Source organism: Citrobacter sp. Cpo071 (assembly GCF_030332765.1).
In the GTDB taxonomy this organism is placed as follows: domain Bacteria; phylum Pseudomonadota; class Gammaproteobacteria; order Enterobacterales; family Enterobacteriaceae; genus Citrobacter; species Citrobacter portucalensis.
This window is the reverse complement of sequence record NZ_JAOWHE010000076.1, coordinates 13191-31289: the sequence shown is the minus strand read 5'-3', so window position 1 is coordinate 31289 and position 18099 is coordinate 13191. Positions and strand designations below refer to the sequence as shown.

Below are 18099 nucleotides of genomic sequence, written 5' to 3'. Positions count from 1 at the left end.
ATGCGCATCATCTCAAGAGTAAGTGTAGACGGCATACGACTCACTCATCACCCTGTGTTAATGTCTAAAAATAAATCAGCCAGAAGTTGTAGTTATTTCAGGAGGATAGGATGAAAATACAGATTACAGATACGATTACCGAAGACGATCAAGATGCCCTGCTTGCCGGATTGCGCGCTTACAATCGGCAGTTTCTGAGAACCACCAATTTTGGCGACCTGGCGGTGTACTGGCGCGATGAGCGCAATGACATTCTGGGTGGGCTGATCGGCAAAATCAAAGGCGAATGGCTGTGCATTGATTTTCTGTGGATGCATGACTCGCTGCGTAAAGGTGGTTACGGCACAAAATTGATGCAGGCCGCAGAACAGACGGCGCGTGAGAGAGGATGCCTGCATGCGCTGGTGGATACCATGAGTTTCCAGGCGCTGCCGTTTTATCAGAAAAACGGCTATCAGCTGCAAATGACCCTCGATAACTTCCCGGAAACCGGTTCCGCGCGCCATTATTTGTCGAAAACGTTTTGATGACCGGAAGGTCTGGATGCCGCCTCACTTTCTTGCGCAGCAGAATAGTGTATGTTCTGAACAATCATTTATTTCTTAAGCGGTAAAGAGATGAGACGGATTGAGATAATACTGGGAGAGCTGGAACGGCTGACGCGAGGACTGAATCTTGCCCATCTGGCGCAGGAAACGGCGTTCACGGCGGAGGCCATCGGCTTCAACCTCGGGCTGGCGCGCAACTCGGTCAGTAAAGATCTCAATCAGCTCTGGAACGACGGCCTGGCGATTAAAAGCCGTGGGCGCCCGGTATTCTTTCTGCATCGTCAGGCGATTGAAACGCTGCTGGGGCGCAAACTGGATGAGTCCGAGCGAGAAGTGCAAACCGTTGCCGACCTGTTGCCTGTTCAGGAAAACCAGGCGACAGACGATCCCTTTTCCAGCCTGATTGGTTACGATCGCAGCCTGCGCGATGCGGTGGAAAAAGGCCGCGCGGCGGTGCTGTATCCCCACGGGCTACATGTTCTGCTGACCGGTCCCTCCGGCGTGGGTAAAACCTTTTTTGCCGAACTGATGCACCGTTTCGCCTGCGAACGTGCACCGGGAACACCTCCACCGCTGGTCTATTTCAACTGCGCGGAATACGCGCATAACCCGGAGCTGCTCTCATCGCACCTGTTTGGTCATCGACAGGGAGCGTTTACCGGTGCAAACGAGAATAAACCCGGTCTGGTCGAACAGGCTGATGGCGGCTATCTCCTGCTCGATGAAGTGCATCGTCTGCCGTATGAAGGTCAGGAAAAGCTGTTCTCTATTCTCGACAAAGGTGAATACCGGCCGCTGGGTTCCAGCGCCGTGGCGCGTTCAATCTCGGTTCGCCTGATATGTGCGACCACCGAACCGGTAAGTTCGGCGTTGCTGCGCACTTTCCAGCGACGTATTCAGGTATGTATCGATCTCCCCGGCATTCGCCAGCGTTCGGTGGAAGAGCAGGTTGAGCTGATCGTTGGTTTCTTACAGCGTGAGAGCCGCAAAATCGAGCGTACGATAAGCATCGACCGTACCCTGCTGCTCTGGCTGCTGAACAAGCCGCTGGAAGGCAATATTGGTCAGCTCAAGAGCGATATTCAGTTTCTCTGCGCCCAGGCCTGGGCCTCGGGAATGACGGAGCACAGCGATACGCTACAGCTGGATAAACGTCTGACCGAGATCCCCTTTAATGCCACACCGGAACAACGTCTGTTGGTTGGAGCGCTGTTCGAAGGCAAAGAGCACCTGAGCATCGATGCCCGCACGTTGCCGGCACTGAAAAATTCGCTGGCCACCGGAGCTGAAATTGAAGAGAGCGATCTCTTTTACAGCTTCCTGACCCGGGAATATATCAACCTGCGTAACAGCAACGTACCACCTGCTGAAACGCTGGCAATCCTCAAAAACAAACTCAGCTCGATTTTTGAATATGGTCTCTACAGCCGCGATAGTGTGGCGCATCCCCCGCGCTATGGCGATCAGATTGAAGAGCGAGTTACGCTGCTGATCGGCTGCGTTGAGCAGGTGCTTGGTTTTACGCTGCCGGAAAATCTGGTTAACCCGCTGCGCAAACACTTTCTGGCGCTGATTGGCTACGTGCAGCGCGGCCTTATTCCGCAACTTTATTCTTCCAGCCTGATCCTCGATCGCTGCAAAGATGAATACGAAAACGCCACGCTGTTATGCCGAAAAATCAATGAACTGCTGCATATTCAGTGTCCGGCGACGGAGGTGGTCTGGCTGTGCCTGTTCCTCAAAGAGTGTCGCCATTACCGCCAACGGATAGACGCCAGTCCTGACTGCGGGGTGATTTTGATTGCCCATGGCGCGACGACCGCCACAAGCCAGGCGCAGTACGTGAATCGCGTGCTGGAGCGCGAGGTGTTCAGCGCTATCGATATGCCTTTCGAGCAGTCAGTGCATGACACGCTGGAAGCTCTGACACAGATGATCCAAACCCGGCAGTATCGCCGATTGATCCTGATGGTGGATATTGGCTCGCTGGTCCATTTTGGCAGTACGATCAGCAAATTATTCCAGATAGATGTTCTGTTGATGCCCAATATTACGCTCACCAGCCTGCTGGAGATTGGGCTGGATTTAAGCTACGAAACCAGCGACTTGCCGCAACTGGCGGCGTTGATGCAGAGCAAAAATATTCCCTGTCAGCTCTGTACGCCACAGCAGGAAAACAGCGGTAAAGTGCTGGTCATTTCGTGCATCACCGGGATGGGAACAGCAGAAAAAATCAAAAAGGTGCTGGAAGAGAGCTTCGGTGAGTTGATGTCGCAGGATACACGGATGGTGATCCTCGATTACAACGAAGTTCGCAGCCTGGAGCGTGTTCAGCAGGCGATTAACGCCAGTGAACGTCTGGCGGGCATAGTGGGTACTTTCCAGCCAGGACTGCCGGATATTCCGTTTATCTCGCTCGAGGAGTTGTTCTCTGAGCAAGGCCCTGAGCTGGTGCTCAGCCTGCTGACGCCAGATCTCTCCAGCAGCGAACGCCGACTGGAGATGGAGCGTAGCGCGATGCGCTTTATCAGCGCGTTGACTATGGAGAGCATCATTAACCATATTTCGGTGCTCAACCCGCAGCGTATTCTGAAAGAGATGGAAGGCGTGCTGAATCATCTGACCGCTGCGCTGTCGCTCAAACCGAGCCGTCAGGTGACACTGCGCTTCCTGATCCATTGCTGCTGTATGGTCGAGCGTATCGTGATTAACCGCAAACCGTTACAGATGGCGCTGGAGAACAAGCCGGATCTGGATGTTCGTGCGTTTAGTGTCATTAAATCTGCTTTCCTGCCGATCGAAGAGGCCTATGCCATTCGCTTATCGGACGCGGAATATTTTTATATCTACGAACTGCTGTATAGCTAATCCCAAGACTTGCGGGGCTTTGCGCCCCGTCGGCATCCATAACTCCCCCGCGTGACACAAATTCTGGCACAGCCTTTGCTCTGTTTACCTATGTCTATGTAATCGAGCCAGGAGGCCATTTTGACTACCACTGAATCCTTGCCCCAGATCCTGCTGCTGACCCATGGCGGCTGGGGGCAACAGCTTTGCAACAGCCTGCGCATGGTGATGGGTGAAATCAAAGGCGTGACGGAAATTCCGCTAATGCCCGTTGATACGCTCGGCGAATTTTATCAGCGCGTCGAAGCCGTAGTGAAAACTATGCCGGAAGGCTCACTGATCCTGACCGATTTTATTGGCGGCACCACGTCTAACGTGGCGGCACGGCTGAGCGCCGATTACCCGGTGGCAGTGATTTCAGGGCTCAACGCCTCTTTGTTACTGGAGGCGCTCGACAAACGCGAGCATGGCCAACTGACCACCTGCGTGGCCGATCTGGTCGAGGCCGGGCGTAGTAGCTGCCTGGACGTTGTTGCCCACGTACGTCAATTACAACAATCACAATAAGGAATAAACATCATGGCAAACATCGTTTTATGTCGTATCGATAGCCGTCTGATTCATGGACAAGTGGTGACCAAATGGGTTGGGCAATCTCAGGCAAACCGGATTGCAGTGGTCAGCGATGAGCTGGATGCCGATCCGTTTATGAAAAACATCTACCTGATGGCCGCGCCGCCGAACATCAAAGTGGATTGTTTCGGTAACCAAAGTTTTGCGGCTGCCTGGAAAGAAAACCAGCTTGGTGACGGCAAAGTGCTGGTGCTTTTCCCCTCTCTGGCGGCGGTTCAGGAAGCGGTCCAGTTGGGTTTTGATGTCACCACCATTCAGGTCGGTGGGCTGGGCGGTGGGCCAAACCGCAAAGCGGTATTCCAGAACATTACGCTGGATGAAAAAGACGTCGGCATTCTGAGCGACCTGAAAAATCGTGGGATTCAGGTGTTCTTCCAGACTATCCCGGAAGATAAGCCGCAGTCGCTGGACGATATCCTGAAAAAATTCTAATTCTTTGATAACAGGGTACTTAATTATGGATACTTTAGTCTTCGCAAGCCTGATGGGGTTGTATTACTGGTTTGCCCGATTACGCCTTGGCTACACCTTCTCCGCCATGCTGCTACAGCCAGTGGTGATTGCCGTATTCGTTGGTCTGCTGTTAGGTAACATGGAAACGGCGATGATCATCGGTGCAGGTATGCAGCTGGTTTATCTCGGCGTGACCTCCACGCCAGGCGGCAACGTCCCGTCGGATCCGGCGCTGGCTGCCTGCATTTCAATTCCTATCGCCGTGAAGGCCGGAATGGACCCGAACCTGGCTATCGCACTGGCGATCCCGTTTGGCGTTATCGGCGTGTTCCTCGACCAGTTGCGCCGCACGCTAAACGCGGCGTGGGTACATATGGCCGACAAGCATGCGGAAACGGCAAACATGGCGGGCATTATGCGCTGTGCGTTCCTCTACCCGGCGTTGCTCGGACTGGTATTGCGTTTCCCGGTGGTCTTCGCCGCCAACTATTTTGGTCAGGACGTTGTGGAAAGCTTCCTTAAGCTGATGCCGCACTGGCTGACGCACTCCTTTGAAATTATGGGCGGCATTCTGCCGGCGCTGGGCTTCGCCATCACCATTATGGTGATCGGTAAAAAGAGCCTGCTGCCATGGTTTATCGGCGGTTTCTTTGCGGTGCTGTACCTGAAGGTAGACATCATGGCGATGGCAATCTTTGGTACCTGTGTGGCCTTCCTCATTAAAGGTCTGGCGAAAAATGAAGGAGCAGCATGATGAGCAGCGATGTAATGCAGCATGAACTGGTGGAGCGCGCGCGTGAAAGCGGCACGTTGACCAAAGCAGACATCACCAAAGCATGGTTTATCTACTGGCTAGGCGCGGAAGTTTCCAGCTCCTATGAGCGTTTGCAAAGCCTTATTTTCTGCGCCTCAATGACGCCGATCATCAAAAAACTCTACCCGCAAAAAGAGGAGCAGGTTGAAGCGCTGAAACGCCATTTGAACTTCTTCAACTCGGAGCAGACGTTCGGGGCGGTGATTCAGGGGATCTCCATTGCGATGGAGGAACAGAAAACCCGCGGCGAGCCGATCAGCGACGCCTCAATTACCGGGATTAAAACCGGGTTGATGGGACCACTGGCCGGGATGGGGGACTCCATCATCTGGGCCGCCGTGATGCCGCTGTTAATTGCTATATTCATCCCGTTTGCGGCGAATGGCAGCGCGATGGGCGGAATTGTACCGTTAATTCTCTATCCTGCTATTACGCTGGCAATCAGCTATGGCATGGTTCACAAAGGCTATACGCTGGGGCGTGACTCGATAATTGGGCTGCTGCAGGGAGGGCGAATAAAGGAACTTATCTACGGCGCTAACGTGCTGGGTTTGATCATGATGGGGGCGCTTTCTGCAAGCTACGTCAAGATCACCACGCCGTTAAAACTTAGCGCCCTGAAAGGCTCTGAAGTGGTGGTCCAGCAAATCCTCGACTCTATTGCCCCCGGCCTGTTGCCGCTGGCGGCGGTGTTCGCCATCTATTTCTATCTGGTGAAGAAAGGGCCGCGTTACACCACGATTTTACTGTCGATTGTCGCGCTCAGCGTGGTCTGTTCGCTGCTGGGAGTGCTGTAAGCCATGACACAGAATATCTACCAACAATTGGGGCTAAAACAGGTCATTAACGCCTGCGGCAAGATGACGATTCTGGGGGTTTCCAGCGTAGCGCCGCAAGTAATGCAGGCCACCGCGCGGGCTGCTTCAGCCTTTGTTGAAATTGATCGGCTGGTGGACAGAACTGGAGAACTGGTTTCCCGCTACACCGGGGCTGAAGACAGCTATGTCACCTCCTGTGCATCGGCGGGCATTGCTATCGCTGTTGCCGCCGCCATTACCCGTGGTGACCAGGCGCGAGTCTCGCTGATGCCGGACAGCGCAGGTATGGCCAATGAAGTGGTCATGCTGCGCGGGCATAACGTTGACTACGGTGCGCCTATCACCAGCGCCATCCGTTTGGGCGGCGGGAGGGTGGTGGAGGTTGGCTCAAGTAATCTGGCGGCCCGCTGGCAGCTGGAGAGCGCGATTACCGATAGCACCGCCGCGCTGCTGTACGTGAAATCGCACCACTGCGTGCAGAAGGGGATGTTGAGCATTGCGGATTTTGTGCAGATCGCGCAGGTTCACAACCTGCCGCTGATTGTCGATGCTGCCGCCGAGGAGGATTTACACGCATGGGTGGCGAGCGGGGCGGATATGGTGGTCTACAGCGGGGCAAAAGCTTTTAACGCGCCGACCTCCGGATTTATCACCGGGAAGAAACAGTGGATTGCCGCGTGTAAAGCGCAGCACCACGGGATTGCCCGGGCGATGAAAATCGGCAAAGAGAATATGGTTGGGTTGGTGTATGCCCTGGAAAACTACCATCAGGGACAAACCGTAGTCACTGCCGAAGAGCTCCGCCCTGTGGCGCAGGCGATTTCAGCGATTCGCGGACTGGATGCGGATATCGAGCAGGATGAGGCCGGACGCGCTATCTGGCGGATTCGTATTGGGGTGAATGCGCAGGTGCTGGGAATGGATGCTTACGCTGTAGAAGCGCACCTGCGTGAGGGCGATATCGCGATCTACGCTCGCCGTTACAACCTTCATCAGGGCGTCTTTAGTCTTGACCCGCGTACGGTCGCAGAAGGGGAAATGGCGCTGATCGTGGCCCGATTAAAGGAGATTGCAGAACATGCAGCACATTAATTTTTATCGTAATAAAGTGGCTATTAACGTGCTGGCGAAGGATATCGCCAATGCGCGGGAAATCTATGATGCTGCCGAAGGCCACGCGGTGATTGGCATTCTTTCGGCGCAGTTTTCCTCGGTTGAGGAAGGGGTTCTGGAAGTAAAACGTTGGATGAACGACGTGCCGTCGATTTCTGTGGGGTTGGGGGCCGGTGACCCGGCGCAGTATTACAAAGCGGCGATGATTGCCTCACAGGTACATCCAGCACACGTCAACCAGACCTTTACCGGTTGCGGGTTTGCGGCAGGCGCCTTGGCGGCAACGGGCGGTGAACAGACCCATATCAACGCGTTAGTCAGTCCCACTGGCACGCCGGGGGACGTGTTGATCTCGACCGGCGTCAGCAGCAGCCAGGGCACGCCAGCCCGCGTTTCCTGCGAGGCAGCGGTCCGTATGATGTTGGATTCAGGAGCCCATGCGGCGAAGTTCTTCCCAATGGGCGGTGAACAGTCGCTGCCTGAGCTATACGCACTGGCGACGACTGCAGCACGAAACGGCATGACGCTGATTGAACCGACCGGCGGTATCGATCTCGATAACTTCGGCGTTATCCTGCAATCCTGTCTGGAGGCGGGAGTACCGCGCGTCATGCCGCATGTTTATAGCTCGATTATCGACCCACAGACCGGTAATACCCGGCCTGCAGATATCGTCAGGCTGATGGAGATAGTCAAAGCCCTGGTGTGATGTTGCTATCGCCGGATGGCACTTCGCTTATCCGGCCTACAGATAACCTCATGTCACCAGCCCGGTCAGCGTAAGCGCTATCGGGCATTTTAACGTATATAAAGGACACGCTAATGACAGTCAGGTAGAAACGCTATTTAATTACCTGGTGCAGTCTGGCAGCGCACCGCGTTTTGAGGCGTTTATTCGAGAGGTTGCTCTGCGCGTTCCCCAGCATAAGGAGAGATTAATGACGATTGCAGAATGCTTACGTGAGTCGGGGCGAAGGACAGGGTTGCTAGAGGGCAAACTCGAAGGCAAACGCGAGGGCAAAAAAGACGAAGCGTTGCGGATAGCCCATGCCATGCTTGAGAAGGGGATCGATCGTGAACTGGTGCTAATTATTACCGGGCTTGCAATTGATGAACTAACAGTATCTTCCGACTAATTTATCTTAGCCCCATTATGCTTTTTTCTTCTTGCTGATGCTTTTTCGTTTTTTAAACCGCAGCGGCCTTCCCGCTATAGTCATTTCATTACTCATCAGGCGGTTATTGCAAAAGGATAAAACGTGAAGCTGAAGATACCTTATTTCGGGGCAGGGGCGGCGGTATTACTGGCGGGATTATTGCTGGCAGGATGCGATCAACAGAGCAGTGATGCAAAGCATATCAAAGTGGGTGTAATTAACGGTGCTGAGCAGGATGTAGCGGAGGTCGCGAAGAAAGTCGCTAAAGAAAAATATGGTCTGGAGGTAGAACTGGTGGGTTTTAGCGGTTCTCTGTTGCCCAACGATGCCACCAATCATGGTGAGCTGGATGCCAACGTCTTCCAGCATCGCCCGTTCCTTGAACAAGATAATAAAGCACACGGCTATAAGCTGGTCGCAGTGGGCAATACCTTTGTGTTCCCGATGGCTGGTTATTCGAAGAAAATCAAAACTGTCGCTGAACTAAAAGACGGTGCAACGATTGCGATACCTAACGATCCAACCAATCTGGGCCGGGCGCTGTTGCTGCTGCAAAAAGAGAAGTTAATTACGCTGAAAGCGGATACCGGCCTGCTGCCAACAGCGTTGGATATCACTGATAATCCTCGGCATCTGAAAATTATGGAACTGGAAGGTGCGCAGTTGCCGCGTGTGCTGGACGATCAGAAAGTGGATGTGGCGATTATCAGTACCACCTACATCCAGCAAACCGGGCTTTCCCCGGTACATGACAGCGTATTTATTGAAGACAAAAACTCACCGTATGTGAACATTCTGGTGGCGCGAGAAGACAATAAAGATGCCGAGAATGTGAAAGAATTCCTGCAATCTTATCAGTCACCTGAAGTGGCGAAGGCGGCAGAAACTATCTTTAACGGTGGCGCGGTTCCGGGCTGGTAATCATGACCTTTTGCCGCGCCGGTTGGTGTTAAACCGCTCTGGCGCGGCGACGTGAGTCCATTGAGATAAGTATTACCGAAGAGAGGATCAAAAGCGTGCCCAGCCAGTCTGGCAGGGTAAAGGTAATACCTAATAGCAGCAGGGACAGCAATGCGCTGCTCAACGGTTCCGCGCAGCTTAAAATGCTCGCTTTCGGTCCACCAATCATCTGCGCGCCTTTCAGGTACAGGCTAAACGTCAGCGATGTGCCGATGACCACCAGATAGAAAAACGCCAGAATCAAACTGCCATTCACCACGAAATTAGTGCCCTGTCCGGCATAAAACGGCAGCAGGATCATCCCGCCGATTAACATACTCCAGCCGACAACCGGCAGCGTGCCATAGCGCGCGATAAGCGTTGAGGGGTAGGTGGTGTAGAACGCGGCGGCAAACGCCGAGGCAATTCCCCAGAACAGCGCGGCAGGTGAGATAGACAGCGACGTCGGGTTACCGTGGGTGACCAGCAAGAAGGTGCCGATAAGCGAGGTGAAGATCGCAGTCAGCACTAAAATCCCCGGTCGTGCTTTGCGCACCACGGAAAACCACGCCACGATTATGGTCGGTGACAAAAATTGCAGCACCGTCGCGGTGGCGGCGTTGGATTTTTCAATAGTCAGCAGAAAGGTTAGCTGTACGGTGAGCGCCCCAACCACGGAAAAAATCAGCAGGCTGATGGCGTCTTTGCGGTTTTTGATAATGGAGAACACTTTGTCGCCGTGAACGAAAGAGAGCATCAGCAGAATGAGCCCGGCGAAAATCAGGCGCGTCATGGTCAGAAACTGCGACGACATCTGGCTTTGCTCCATGATGTATTGCGCGCAAACGCCTGAACTTCCCCATAATACGGCGGCAATCAGGACGTTCATCATCCCTCTTCTGGTGGAACTCATCTTTCCCTCGGCATGTTGTTTTGTTTTATTTGTGTGCAGGCATCATAGCAGAGATGGTTGCGATTTCTGCCAGCACATCCGCAATCAGCCAGTCATTAAAGACTTTTACCTCCGGGCGCATTACCGCGTGCTGTGGCGTAACAATGTAGTAAGACCATGCCAGAGGCCAGCGGGTGTTGGGATGAAGCTGAACCAGTTGTCCGTCTGTCAGTAGCTGCTGCACCAATGCCCTACGCACAATGGCGACACCTTGACCGCTGAGCGCCGCCAGAATCACTGCAGAGGTAGAGTTGATGTGCAATCCACTGTCGCGAACGGCAGGTGCCTGGGTGGCGGTCAGGACATCATTCCAGCCCGGGAAATTGGCGCCGGGGTGGGGAGTGTCATCATGGATAAGCTTCTGTGCGGCCAACCATTCTCCACAGGATATTTTATCTACTGGCACAATACGTGGGCTACAAACCAGAACCGCTTCTTCATCCATCAGCCAGGTTTTATTTACCCCAGGCCAGTCGCCTTTACCGCAACGTACGCCCAGATCCGCTTCGCCATGAGCAACATCCATCAGCTTTTCCGTCACGTTCAAGCGTAATTCTATGTTTTCATGCGCTTGTGAGAAACGATTGAGGCGGCTCATCAGCCAGTTCATCACCAGTACCTGAGAGGCCGTGATGATCACCACCGAGCGCGCCCGTCGGCCGCGTAACTTGTTCAGCCCGGATTCCAGACTATCCAGTCCCTGGGTTATCTCGCGCAACGCGTCCTGTGCTTCGCTGACCAGCGTGAGACGCTCTTTACCTGAACGGGTTCGATGCAGCAGCGGGTGGCCAACCCAGTCTTCCAGCGCACGAACCAGTTGCCCAACGGCAGCCGGAGTGACCCCCAGTTCCTGCGCCGCACCAGTAAAACTGCCGTGGCGGGCTGTGGCCTCAAAAGCGTGTAACCATTTAAGCCGATTAAGCGAGCGCATCAGGTCATTTCCCGTTTTGTGAATATCTTCAGTATATGCCATCGAGATAGATTTTCTTTCTCGGATCGCTATTTCTTCTCATTCGTCAGCGCCTCAGGGTAGTGGCATTGTTAGCGCATTAACGAATACTTGAAACGAGGCTAACGATGAACACATTATTTGTCGGCAAAAAACTGTTAGTGGTGGGCGGTACCAGTGGTATCGGATTTGAAACCGCAAAACTGATCCTCCAGGGTGGTGGTCGAGTGGTGCTGGTTGGCAATCGTGCCGAGAAAGCGGAACAGGCCCGTCAGGCGTTGGCGGAACTGGGTGACGTCTCTGTCATTGTGGCGGATCTGATGTCAGAAGCGGGCGTTAAGCAGGTGATGGCAACGGTGAATGCTGAGCACAAAGACATCAACCTGTTAGTAAATGCAGCTGGGGTTTTCTTCCCAAAACCTTTCACTGATCATGAAGTTGAAGATTATGAACTGTACATGAGCCTCAACCGCGCGACGTTTTTTATCACCCGCGATGTCGTGCGTAATATGGTGGCGGCTAACATCCAGGGTGCCATCGTGAATATTGGTTCGATGTGGGCGCAACAAGCAATTGGCGCAACACCTTCTTCAGCGTACTCAATGGCAAAAGCGGGCCTGCATGCATTAACTAAAAATCTGGCCATCGAGCTGGGGGCGAATGGGATCCGCGTCAATGCCGTTTCGCCAGCAGTCGTGCATACACCTATCTACGAAGGATTTATCCCGAAAGAAGACGTACAAGGTGTGATGAGTAGCTTTGACAGCTTCCATCCGATTGGTCGGGTTGGTACGCCGCGTGATGTGGCTGAATCCGTCGCGTTCCTGTTGTCAGACAAAGCGCAATGGGTAACTGGCGCCATCTGGGATGTGGATGGCGGTGTTATGGCCGGACGCAATGGCTGATGTAAAGCCCCCGCATAGCTGCGGGGGCGCGTCGAGACATTAAGGCTCAATCGGCGTCAGATAATCCAGCCGTAGCGGTTCGGCTAGCAGATCGTTCATTTGTAGAATGAACGCCTGGAAATGTGGCAGAGCGATATGCTCATCCAGACCGGCCTGACCGCGCCAGGATTCACGCACGTAGAACACATCCGGCGTGTCGCGTAACTGGAACAGGGCATATTCAATATTGCCCGGCTCCCGACGCGTGGGCAGCAGCAGAGCTTGTAGCGCCTGTTTCAGTGCGTCGATTTTCCCCGGTTTGGGTTTCAGTACCGCAATAATTGAAATCACGTCAGAATCAGACATGTTAAAACCCCTCCAGCACAATCTTGCCGACCGAGCGACCGGTTTCAATTTGCGTGTGGGCTTTTTGCAGATTTGCCGCGGTAATCGCGCCAAAATGTTCGCCCAGCGTGGTACGGAGGGTGCTGTCGTCGATCAGCAGCGCCACGCGGGTCAGTAACTGATGCTGCGCAATGATGTCGTGGGTGGTAAACATCGAACGGGTAAACATAAACTCCCAGTGCAGCGAAATGCTTTTGGCCTTCAGCGGGCGCGCATCGAGAGATTGAGGATCGTCAATCAGCGCCAGTTTGCCCTGCGGCGCCAGTGCGGCAATAATTTGCGAATAGTGCTGCTCGGTATTGTTCAGGCTGGCAACGTGCGTCACCTCTTTAATGCCTATCCGTGCCAGCTCTTCCGTCAACGGCTTGCTGTGGTCAATCACATGATGAGCGCCCGCTTCACGTACCCATTTCTGGCTCTGCGGACGCGATGCGGTACCGATGACGGTCATTTTGGTCAGCTTACTGGCCAGTTGTGTCAGAATAGAACCGACGCCGCCAGCCGCGCCAACAATCAATAACACATCATCTTCATTGCCATTTTCCTCAACGCCCAGACGGTCGAACAGCATTTCCCAGGCGGTGATAGCTGTCAGTGGCAGCGCCGCAGCAGAAGCATTATCCAGTGTTTTTGGCTTCAGCGCGGTAATACGTTCATCAACCAGCTGAAATTCACTGTTACTGCCAGCGCGGCCCAACGCTCCGGCGTACCAGACTTCATCGCCGGGTGCGAACAGGGTGACGGCTTCGCCCACGGACTTCACCACGCCAACGGCGTCCCAGCCTAGTACGCGCGGCACATCAGCGTTAAAACCTTCGCGGACCTTGGTATCAACGGGGTTGACGGAAATGGCTTTCACTTCAACCAGCAGATCGTGCCCGGTAGCAACTGGCATGGGCAGGTCAATCTCTTGTAAAAATTCAATGTTATTGCCGTCGGTCGCGGCGCGGGTAATGGCGATGGCTTTCATATTATCTCCGGTCACAGGAATCAGTTTATACCCGTCATACTTCAAGCCGCATGTGCGTTGGCTACGTTCGCTCACCCCAGTCACATAGTTTGCTATGCTCCTGGAGATTCACTCTCTTGCTGCCTTCATGCAACTCGAATTATTTAGGGTATATCTGTTGATATAATTTGATGGTAAACCGGTAACAGAACGGGAAAAATAGCCCTATGGCGACAGGACTTATACTCGGGGAGTGAAAATGTTCCGGCTTGAAGATCTCACGTTGTTTGTCCGCGCCGCGGCGCTGAATAGTTTTAGTGATGCTGCGCGCGAAGTCGGCGTTCAGCCTGCTCAGGTCAGTTCAGCTATCAAGCGCCTGGAGTCTACGTTGGCTATCCGCTTGTTCGCCCGCTCCACGCGCAGCCTGCGCCTGACGCCAGAAGGTGAAGTCTGGTTACCCTATGCTCGCCAGATGCTGGACGTAATGCATGCCGGGCTGCAAAAAATTCAGACCCCGGAAGATGAAGTGTCAGGCACGCTGCAAATCGCCGTGCCTTCCGATCTCGGTCGTAACCTGCTGCTGCCGGTCTTTCAGTCGTTTCGACGCCGCTATCCCGCGCTGCGCCTGCGGATTTTTTTCTCCGACCAGGTAACGGATGTCTTTAAAGACCCCGTCGATGTTGCGTTTCGCTATGGCAACACCGAAGACGCGTCTTACATTGCGCTGCCCGTTGCAGCGGGTAACCGACGCGTGCTGGTGGCATCACCGGAATGGGTTGAGCAAAACGGCGCGCCGCAAAAACTGGATGATTTAACACAGCTCAACGCCATGACCTTCGTATTACGCGGCCGCCTGCACGATCGCTGGACGTTTACGCGCAACGGCGAGGTCAGTAGTGTGCAGGTTAACGGCACTATTATGAGTGACGATGCGGAAGTGATCCGGCGCCTGGCGATTGCCGGAGAAGGTGTGGCGTACAAGTCGTGGCTGGATGTCAGCGAGGATGTGCGTGACGGTCGATTACAACTGCTGATGCCGGATTATCAGGGAGAGAAAGTCCCGCTGAATATGATTTGCCCGCATCGGAAGCAGCTTTCAACCGCGGTACGCCTTCTGCACGAGGCGGTGAAGGCGCGGTGTGAAATGCTGGCGCAAAGCTAATAAGCGCTTTACGCCAGAATACTATCGCGTCGTTACTCAGTCTTTTTTCGTTGCATTCGCAAAGAAAATATCAGACTGAATGTCTTTAGTACGGATGGTAAATAGCTGATTGGTTAGATCTTCCGTCAGCTTCTCGGCGTCGGCCATGATGCGCAGGTTGAAGTCATTCAGCATCTTATCCGCGGCGGGTTTATCGGTTTTCGCCATCTTCAGATACTCTGCTTCGACCTCTTTTTGCTCCTTCGCCACTTTGTCTTCCCACGCTTTGTAGGCTTTTTTGACGATTGGCGCGAGCTTCGGATAATCGGTCATCGTCAGCGTTTGTAATTTACGATATTTCCAGTAGATAGACTGATCGTCCGCTTTATCGGTACCCATCGTGTAGTTAGCCGGATACGCTTTCAGACCGCTGTAGTACGGAACGAAGGCGGTGAGGTCAGCCATGCCCAGGCCAATGTAGGTCGTTTCACCAATCTCTTTTGGCAACCACGGACGGACCTGCATAACGTGCGCTTCATAGGTACGGAAAACGCTGACCGGACGCCATGGCTCTTTGCCGTTCAGACCGTTGGTGTACGGGTCATGGCTGGTCCCTTCATAGTGACTACGCAACACGGCTTTCACATCGTCCAGCGTCATTTTCTTCTCTGGCGTCATGAAGACCGGGAATTCGCGCCCTTTGGCCATATCCTGATTTACGGAAGGATTGAACTCTTTCTGGATGGTCCATACGCGAGGGTCGTTATACGTGCGGTCACGCTCGTCATCACGGGTATAGGCTTTGGAGAAGTTGAATTTACCGTCTTTCGCCGGATCGTACAGCCCTTTTTCAGTCGCAAATTGAATCAGGTTTTTTGACGCCATCATGTCCGGACTTTTAGGATCGTAATCCTGTAAGCGGCCCTGATTACCGGTGGCAAAATACTGGTTATTCGGCAGACGCTGCGCCATCCACTGGTGGCCGCTACCGGTTTCCAGGTACCAGATCTCGTTATCGTCGACGACGGCAACGCCAAAACCTTCGCCTGCGCCGACGGTCTCAACGATATGGCCCAACAGCGCCACAGCTTCACGTGCGGTTTTACTTTGTGACAGCAGAATATCCGGGATATCGTCTTCGGTGATCCCTTTATCCTCAACGTACGGGTCGGCGGCCAGTGCTTTCGGTGAGGCAAAAATGGATTCTGTACCGCTCACGCCGACACCCAGCTCGTTAAATCCGGTCGCGCCGTGCAGTTGGGTTTTCCAGTTTGGGACAGTGGTATAACGCAGAGAGTTTTTCGGCAGTGGCCAGGTAAAATCATTCGCACCATTATGTGCTTTGGTGCTGTATACCCCGGTCTGATTTTGCTTTGCCGGATGAATGACAAAATGCTGTGCTTTCAGGGCATCGCTGTCTGCGCTACGGGCGACCAGCATGGAGCCGTCCGCTGATGCTTCGTTGCCGACCAGCAGGGTCGTACAAGCAAAACCTGATGAAACAACGGCCAAATTTATAGAAAGTGCAATCAGGCACTTTTTAAAAGTAAACATTACGTATCCCTCATATGTACGCCAAAAATACACCGGAAACACACCGTTTCCTGAAATGCGATAACGCCTGAACGCTCAGACATTGCTCGCGAGAGAGATAAACGCCCCTGCCCACGTCTTCTCCAAATATCCATCCGTAGGTTGAAGTCTTCTGGGCAAAATATAACGCCCATTTCGCTTAATTATTACGCAACGGATATTATGATATTCAGGATGTTTCCTGATTCGCGATGAAGAATAGCAATGGGTTATGTGTGGATTCAGTGACCCATGTCGCGTAAGTCAATGATGACAAATGTGAATTTCATTGAGGGGCCGTACTTTTTGTTTCCGGATATGACGCTACCTTTTGCGGCAATACAGCGAGGGCACATTGGAGCTGGCAAAAATCCATGCACCTTTATACTCCTCCATGACCAGGCTCAGGCTTCGTCCGCTTTGGCGGTAAAATCCAGGTAATGTGTCGTTAATATCCGCTTCATCAGCGGTGTCAGCGAAGGTTTTGACGACCTGCATCGCCTGTAGCACTCGGGCATCGCGCTTTTGGGTGTAGTTAAAATAGATGTTCCTGCTAATGTCTGAGGTATTACGCCCGTACAGTTTGCCGGTAATAGTGGCCAGGCCTTCACTGTTGTACATCCGAAACGATAACGTACCCGTAAAGCGGTTGCTGCCAATATTCCATTCAATGTTACCGATGCAATTCAGCGGTTTGTCGGCATAGCGTGAATGCCATAACCATCCGCCTGAACCGAGCACAGTAACCAGCCCGGCCACGAGCACTATAAGGTGGCGTGTTTTTTTCATTGCCCGCGCATCCAGTAATAATGAGTAGTACAAAATGCGTTAGCATCCACCCGTGCATCTATATCACAGACAAATGCCACGATCCTTTCCGCTTTACTGTAACCGGTAAGAAACACGTGCTTGTTGTTTTCACAGAGATAGGGATGTAACTGCATCAGATTGAAATAGCCTTGCTGGTCGTGTTCATTTGGTGAGTAATAGATTTTGCAATTTTGCCGCGATGGGGTCTGCATGGAAGCCTGGACAAATTTACTAAACGGCATAACAGGGCGCGTTTGATACCACACCAGCCAGATGATCAACGTGGCAATCACGACACTGGCGCTAAATAAAACCTCAAACCAGGGTATCTGCGTCGTTTGTTGTGGTGTCGAAGGAATTATCTTTGCGGGGGGGATTTCTTCAATAACCGGCGGCGGGGAAACTTCACTCTGTTGAAGCGTTATTGTCTCTACTTGCGTATTCTCATTTAATCTGAGCCCGCGTCGGGAAATAGTTTTCACCGTATCACGAGGCAACCCCACGTCCGCCAGCGCGTTTCGTAGAGTCAGAATAGCCTGGTAAAATGTGTTGGTGGTGGTCACATTATTTCTTTCACCCCAACCAATTGTCATCAACGTGTTCTGGGAAACAATGTCACTTGCGTGAGTAATTAAATAGAGAAAACAGAGCGAGGCAGGGAGCTGGAGCTGAATTGCTCGCCCGGTCTGACGATTGACCAGACTTTTGCTATCAGGATTAAATTCGACCAACTGATTGATAAGGTACAATTGCCCAGCCCTCAGTAACCAAAACGAATCACAGCGTGTGCTAACGCATCCTTTAAATTTTACATCCAAATCGAAAATGCGCCTCACTCTTTGTTCATGAACGAAGATAAGAATTTCACCAATTCATTAAAATATCTTTAAATACAATATGTTAGCAATCTTATTTCTTAGGTGAGAATTAACTAAGGTTAAATAATGAGAATTCATTACAGTTTTATCTGAATTATCTTTATATTTGTCCACAACATGACAAGGGTGATTGAGTTATCAGAATTACGTAATTAGTAAGTAACTTTTACGCAGGTTATTTTTTAGCAAATAGTGCTTTTTTACTGTTTATCCTGGAATCTGAATTTATGCATAAAA

The 18099-nt window shown here is 52.6% G+C and carries 18 protein-coding genes and 1 pseudogene; 12 read left to right on the top strand and 7 right to left on the bottom strand.

Annotated features, from left to right (window positions below; genetic code table 11):
* The first annotated feature begins 110 nt into the window (after nt 1–110).
* The 10 genes and pseudogenes from OGY09_RS08395 to nlpA all read left to right on the top strand — a co-directional run bounded on the left by OGY09_RS08395 (nt 111) and on the right by nlpA (nt 9304).
* Nucleotides 111–527 (top strand): GNAT family N-acetyltransferase, encoded by a 417-nt coding sequence (locus OGY09_RS08395; protein ID WP_032945427.1) that lies wholly within the window; start codon nt 111–113, stop codon nt 525–527.
* A gap of 90 nt (nt 528–617) precedes the next feature.
* Nucleotides 618–3416, top strand: coding sequence for a transcriptional regulator DagR (gene dagR, locus OGY09_RS08390; protein WP_032945425.1), 2799 nt, complete (start codon nt 618–620; stop codon nt 3414–3416).
* A 120-nt stretch (nt 3417–3536) separates the two neighbouring features.
* Nucleotides 3537–3962, top strand: coding sequence for a PTS sugar transporter subunit IIA (locus OGY09_RS08385; protein WP_032945423.1), 426 nt, complete (start codon nt 3537–3539; stop codon nt 3960–3962).
* A 12-nt stretch (nt 3963–3974) separates the two neighbouring features.
* Nucleotides 3975–4460, top strand: a complete 486-nt coding sequence (locus OGY09_RS08380; RefSeq protein ID WP_003023959.1) for a PTS sugar transporter subunit IIB — start codon at nt 3975–3977, stop codon at nt 4458–4460.
* Between the two features lie 25 nt (nt 4461–4485).
* Entirely contained in the window at nt 4486–5235 is a 750-nt protein-coding gene (locus tag OGY09_RS08375) for a PTS mannose/fructose/sorbose/N-acetylgalactosamine transporter subunit IIC (RefSeq protein WP_003023960.1), read from the top strand.
* Nucleotides 5232–6092 carry a PTS system mannose/fructose/sorbose family transporter subunit IID gene (locus tag OGY09_RS08370; RefSeq protein WP_005121522.1) on the top strand — a complete coding sequence of 287 codons (861 nt, stop codon included), beginning with the start codon at nt 5232–5234 and terminating at the stop codon, nt 6090–6092. Before OGY09_RS08375 ends, OGY09_RS08370 begins: the two co-directional genes overlap by 4 nt.
* 3 nt (nt 6093–6095) lie before the next feature.
* Nucleotides 6096–7205 carry a D-glucosaminate-6-phosphate ammonia lyase gene (gene dgaE, locus OGY09_RS08365; RefSeq protein ID WP_032945421.1) on the top strand — a complete coding sequence of 370 codons (1110 nt, stop codon included), beginning with the start codon at nt 6096–6098 and terminating at the stop codon, nt 7203–7205.
* Nucleotides 7192–7935 carry a 2-dehydro-3-deoxy-phosphogluconate aldolase gene (dagF, locus tag OGY09_RS08360; protein ID WP_032945420.1) on the top strand — a complete coding sequence of 248 codons (744 nt, stop codon included), beginning with the start codon at nt 7192–7194 and terminating at the stop codon, nt 7933–7935. The genes dgaE and dagF overlap by 14 nt, the downstream gene beginning before the upstream one ends.
* Before the next feature lie 100 nt (nt 7936–8035).
* Nucleotides 8036–8362: pseudogene (locus OGY09_RS08355) on the top strand (Rpn/YhgA-type helix-turn-helix domain-containing protein); the annotation flags it as partial.
* A gap of 123 nt (nt 8363–8485) precedes the next feature.
* On the top strand, nt 8486–9304 hold the full coding sequence (gene nlpA / locus OGY09_RS08350; RefSeq protein ID WP_032945419.1) for a lipoprotein NlpA: 819 nt from the start codon (nt 8486–8488) through the stop codon (nt 9302–9304).
* A 28-nt stretch (nt 9305–9332) separates the two neighbouring features.
* Here nlpA and OGY09_RS08345 read toward each other — a convergent pair whose 3' ends face one another.
* Together OGY09_RS08345 and OGY09_RS08340 are read right to left on the bottom strand one after the other, a co-directional pair.
* The gene (locus OGY09_RS08345) at nt 9333–10235 is read right to left on the bottom strand and encodes a carboxylate/amino acid/amine transporter (protein WP_003827166.1); all 903 of its coding nucleotides are present in this window, start codon (nt 10233–10235) and stop codon (nt 9333–9335) included.
* A gap of 25 nt (nt 10236–10260) precedes the next feature.
* A complete protein-coding gene (locus OGY09_RS08340; RefSeq protein WP_008786506.1) occupies nt 10261–11205 on the bottom strand; it encodes a LysR substrate-binding domain-containing protein in 945 nt (314 codons plus the stop codon).
* Between the two features lie 146 nt (nt 11206–11351).
* Between OGY09_RS08340 and OGY09_RS08335 the strand changes: the two genes are divergently transcribed.
* Nucleotides 11352–12128 (top strand): SDR family NAD(P)-dependent oxidoreductase, encoded by a 777-nt coding sequence (locus OGY09_RS08335; RefSeq protein WP_032945417.1) that lies wholly within the window; start codon nt 11352–11354, stop codon nt 12126–12128.
* A 39-nt stretch (nt 12129–12167) separates the two neighbouring features.
* On the opposite strand, the gene OGY09_RS08330 is transcribed toward OGY09_RS08335, so the two are convergent.
* Together OGY09_RS08330 and OGY09_RS08325 are read right to left on the bottom strand one after the other, a co-directional pair.
* Complete coding sequence (locus tag OGY09_RS08330; protein WP_223849078.1) at nt 12168–12458, bottom strand: putative quinol monooxygenase; 291 nt, start codon at nt 12456–12458, stop codon at nt 12168–12170.
* Between the two features lie 16 nt (nt 12459–12474).
* Nucleotides 12475–13482: a zinc-binding alcohol dehydrogenase family protein gene (locus OGY09_RS08325; RefSeq protein ID WP_032945413.1), complete on the bottom strand. Its 1008-nt coding sequence runs from the start codon at nt 13480–13482 to the stop codon at nt 12475–12477.
* Nucleotides 13483–13720: 238 nt separating this feature from the next.
* On the opposite strand from OGY09_RS08325, the gene OGY09_RS08320 reads away from it, so the two are divergent.
* Nucleotides 13721–14623, top strand: coding sequence for a LysR family transcriptional regulator (locus OGY09_RS08320; RefSeq protein ID WP_020996048.1), 903 nt, complete (start codon nt 13721–13723; stop codon nt 14621–14623).
* 36 nt (nt 14624–14659) lie between these two features.
* Here the strand turns inward: OGY09_RS08320 and OGY09_RS08315 are convergent, their stop codons facing one another.
* From OGY09_RS08315 to OGY09_RS08305, 3 genes are all read right to left on the bottom strand, one after another.
* Nucleotides 14660–16156, bottom strand: coding sequence for a C69 family dipeptidase (locus tag OGY09_RS08315; protein WP_032945412.1), 1497 nt, complete (start codon nt 16154–16156; stop codon nt 14660–14662).
* Between the two features lie 342 nt (nt 16157–16498).
* On the bottom strand, nt 16499–16963 hold the full coding sequence (locus tag OGY09_RS08310; RefSeq protein WP_032945411.1) for a YqeJ family protein: 465 nt from the start codon (nt 16961–16963) through the stop codon (nt 16499–16501).
* Entirely contained in the window at nt 16960–17733 is a 774-nt protein-coding gene (locus OGY09_RS08305) for a winged helix-turn-helix domain-containing protein (RefSeq protein WP_032945527.1), read from the bottom strand. The genes OGY09_RS08310 and OGY09_RS08305 overlap by 4 nt, the downstream gene beginning before the upstream one ends.
* Between the last annotated feature and the right edge of the window lie 366 nt (nt 17734–18099).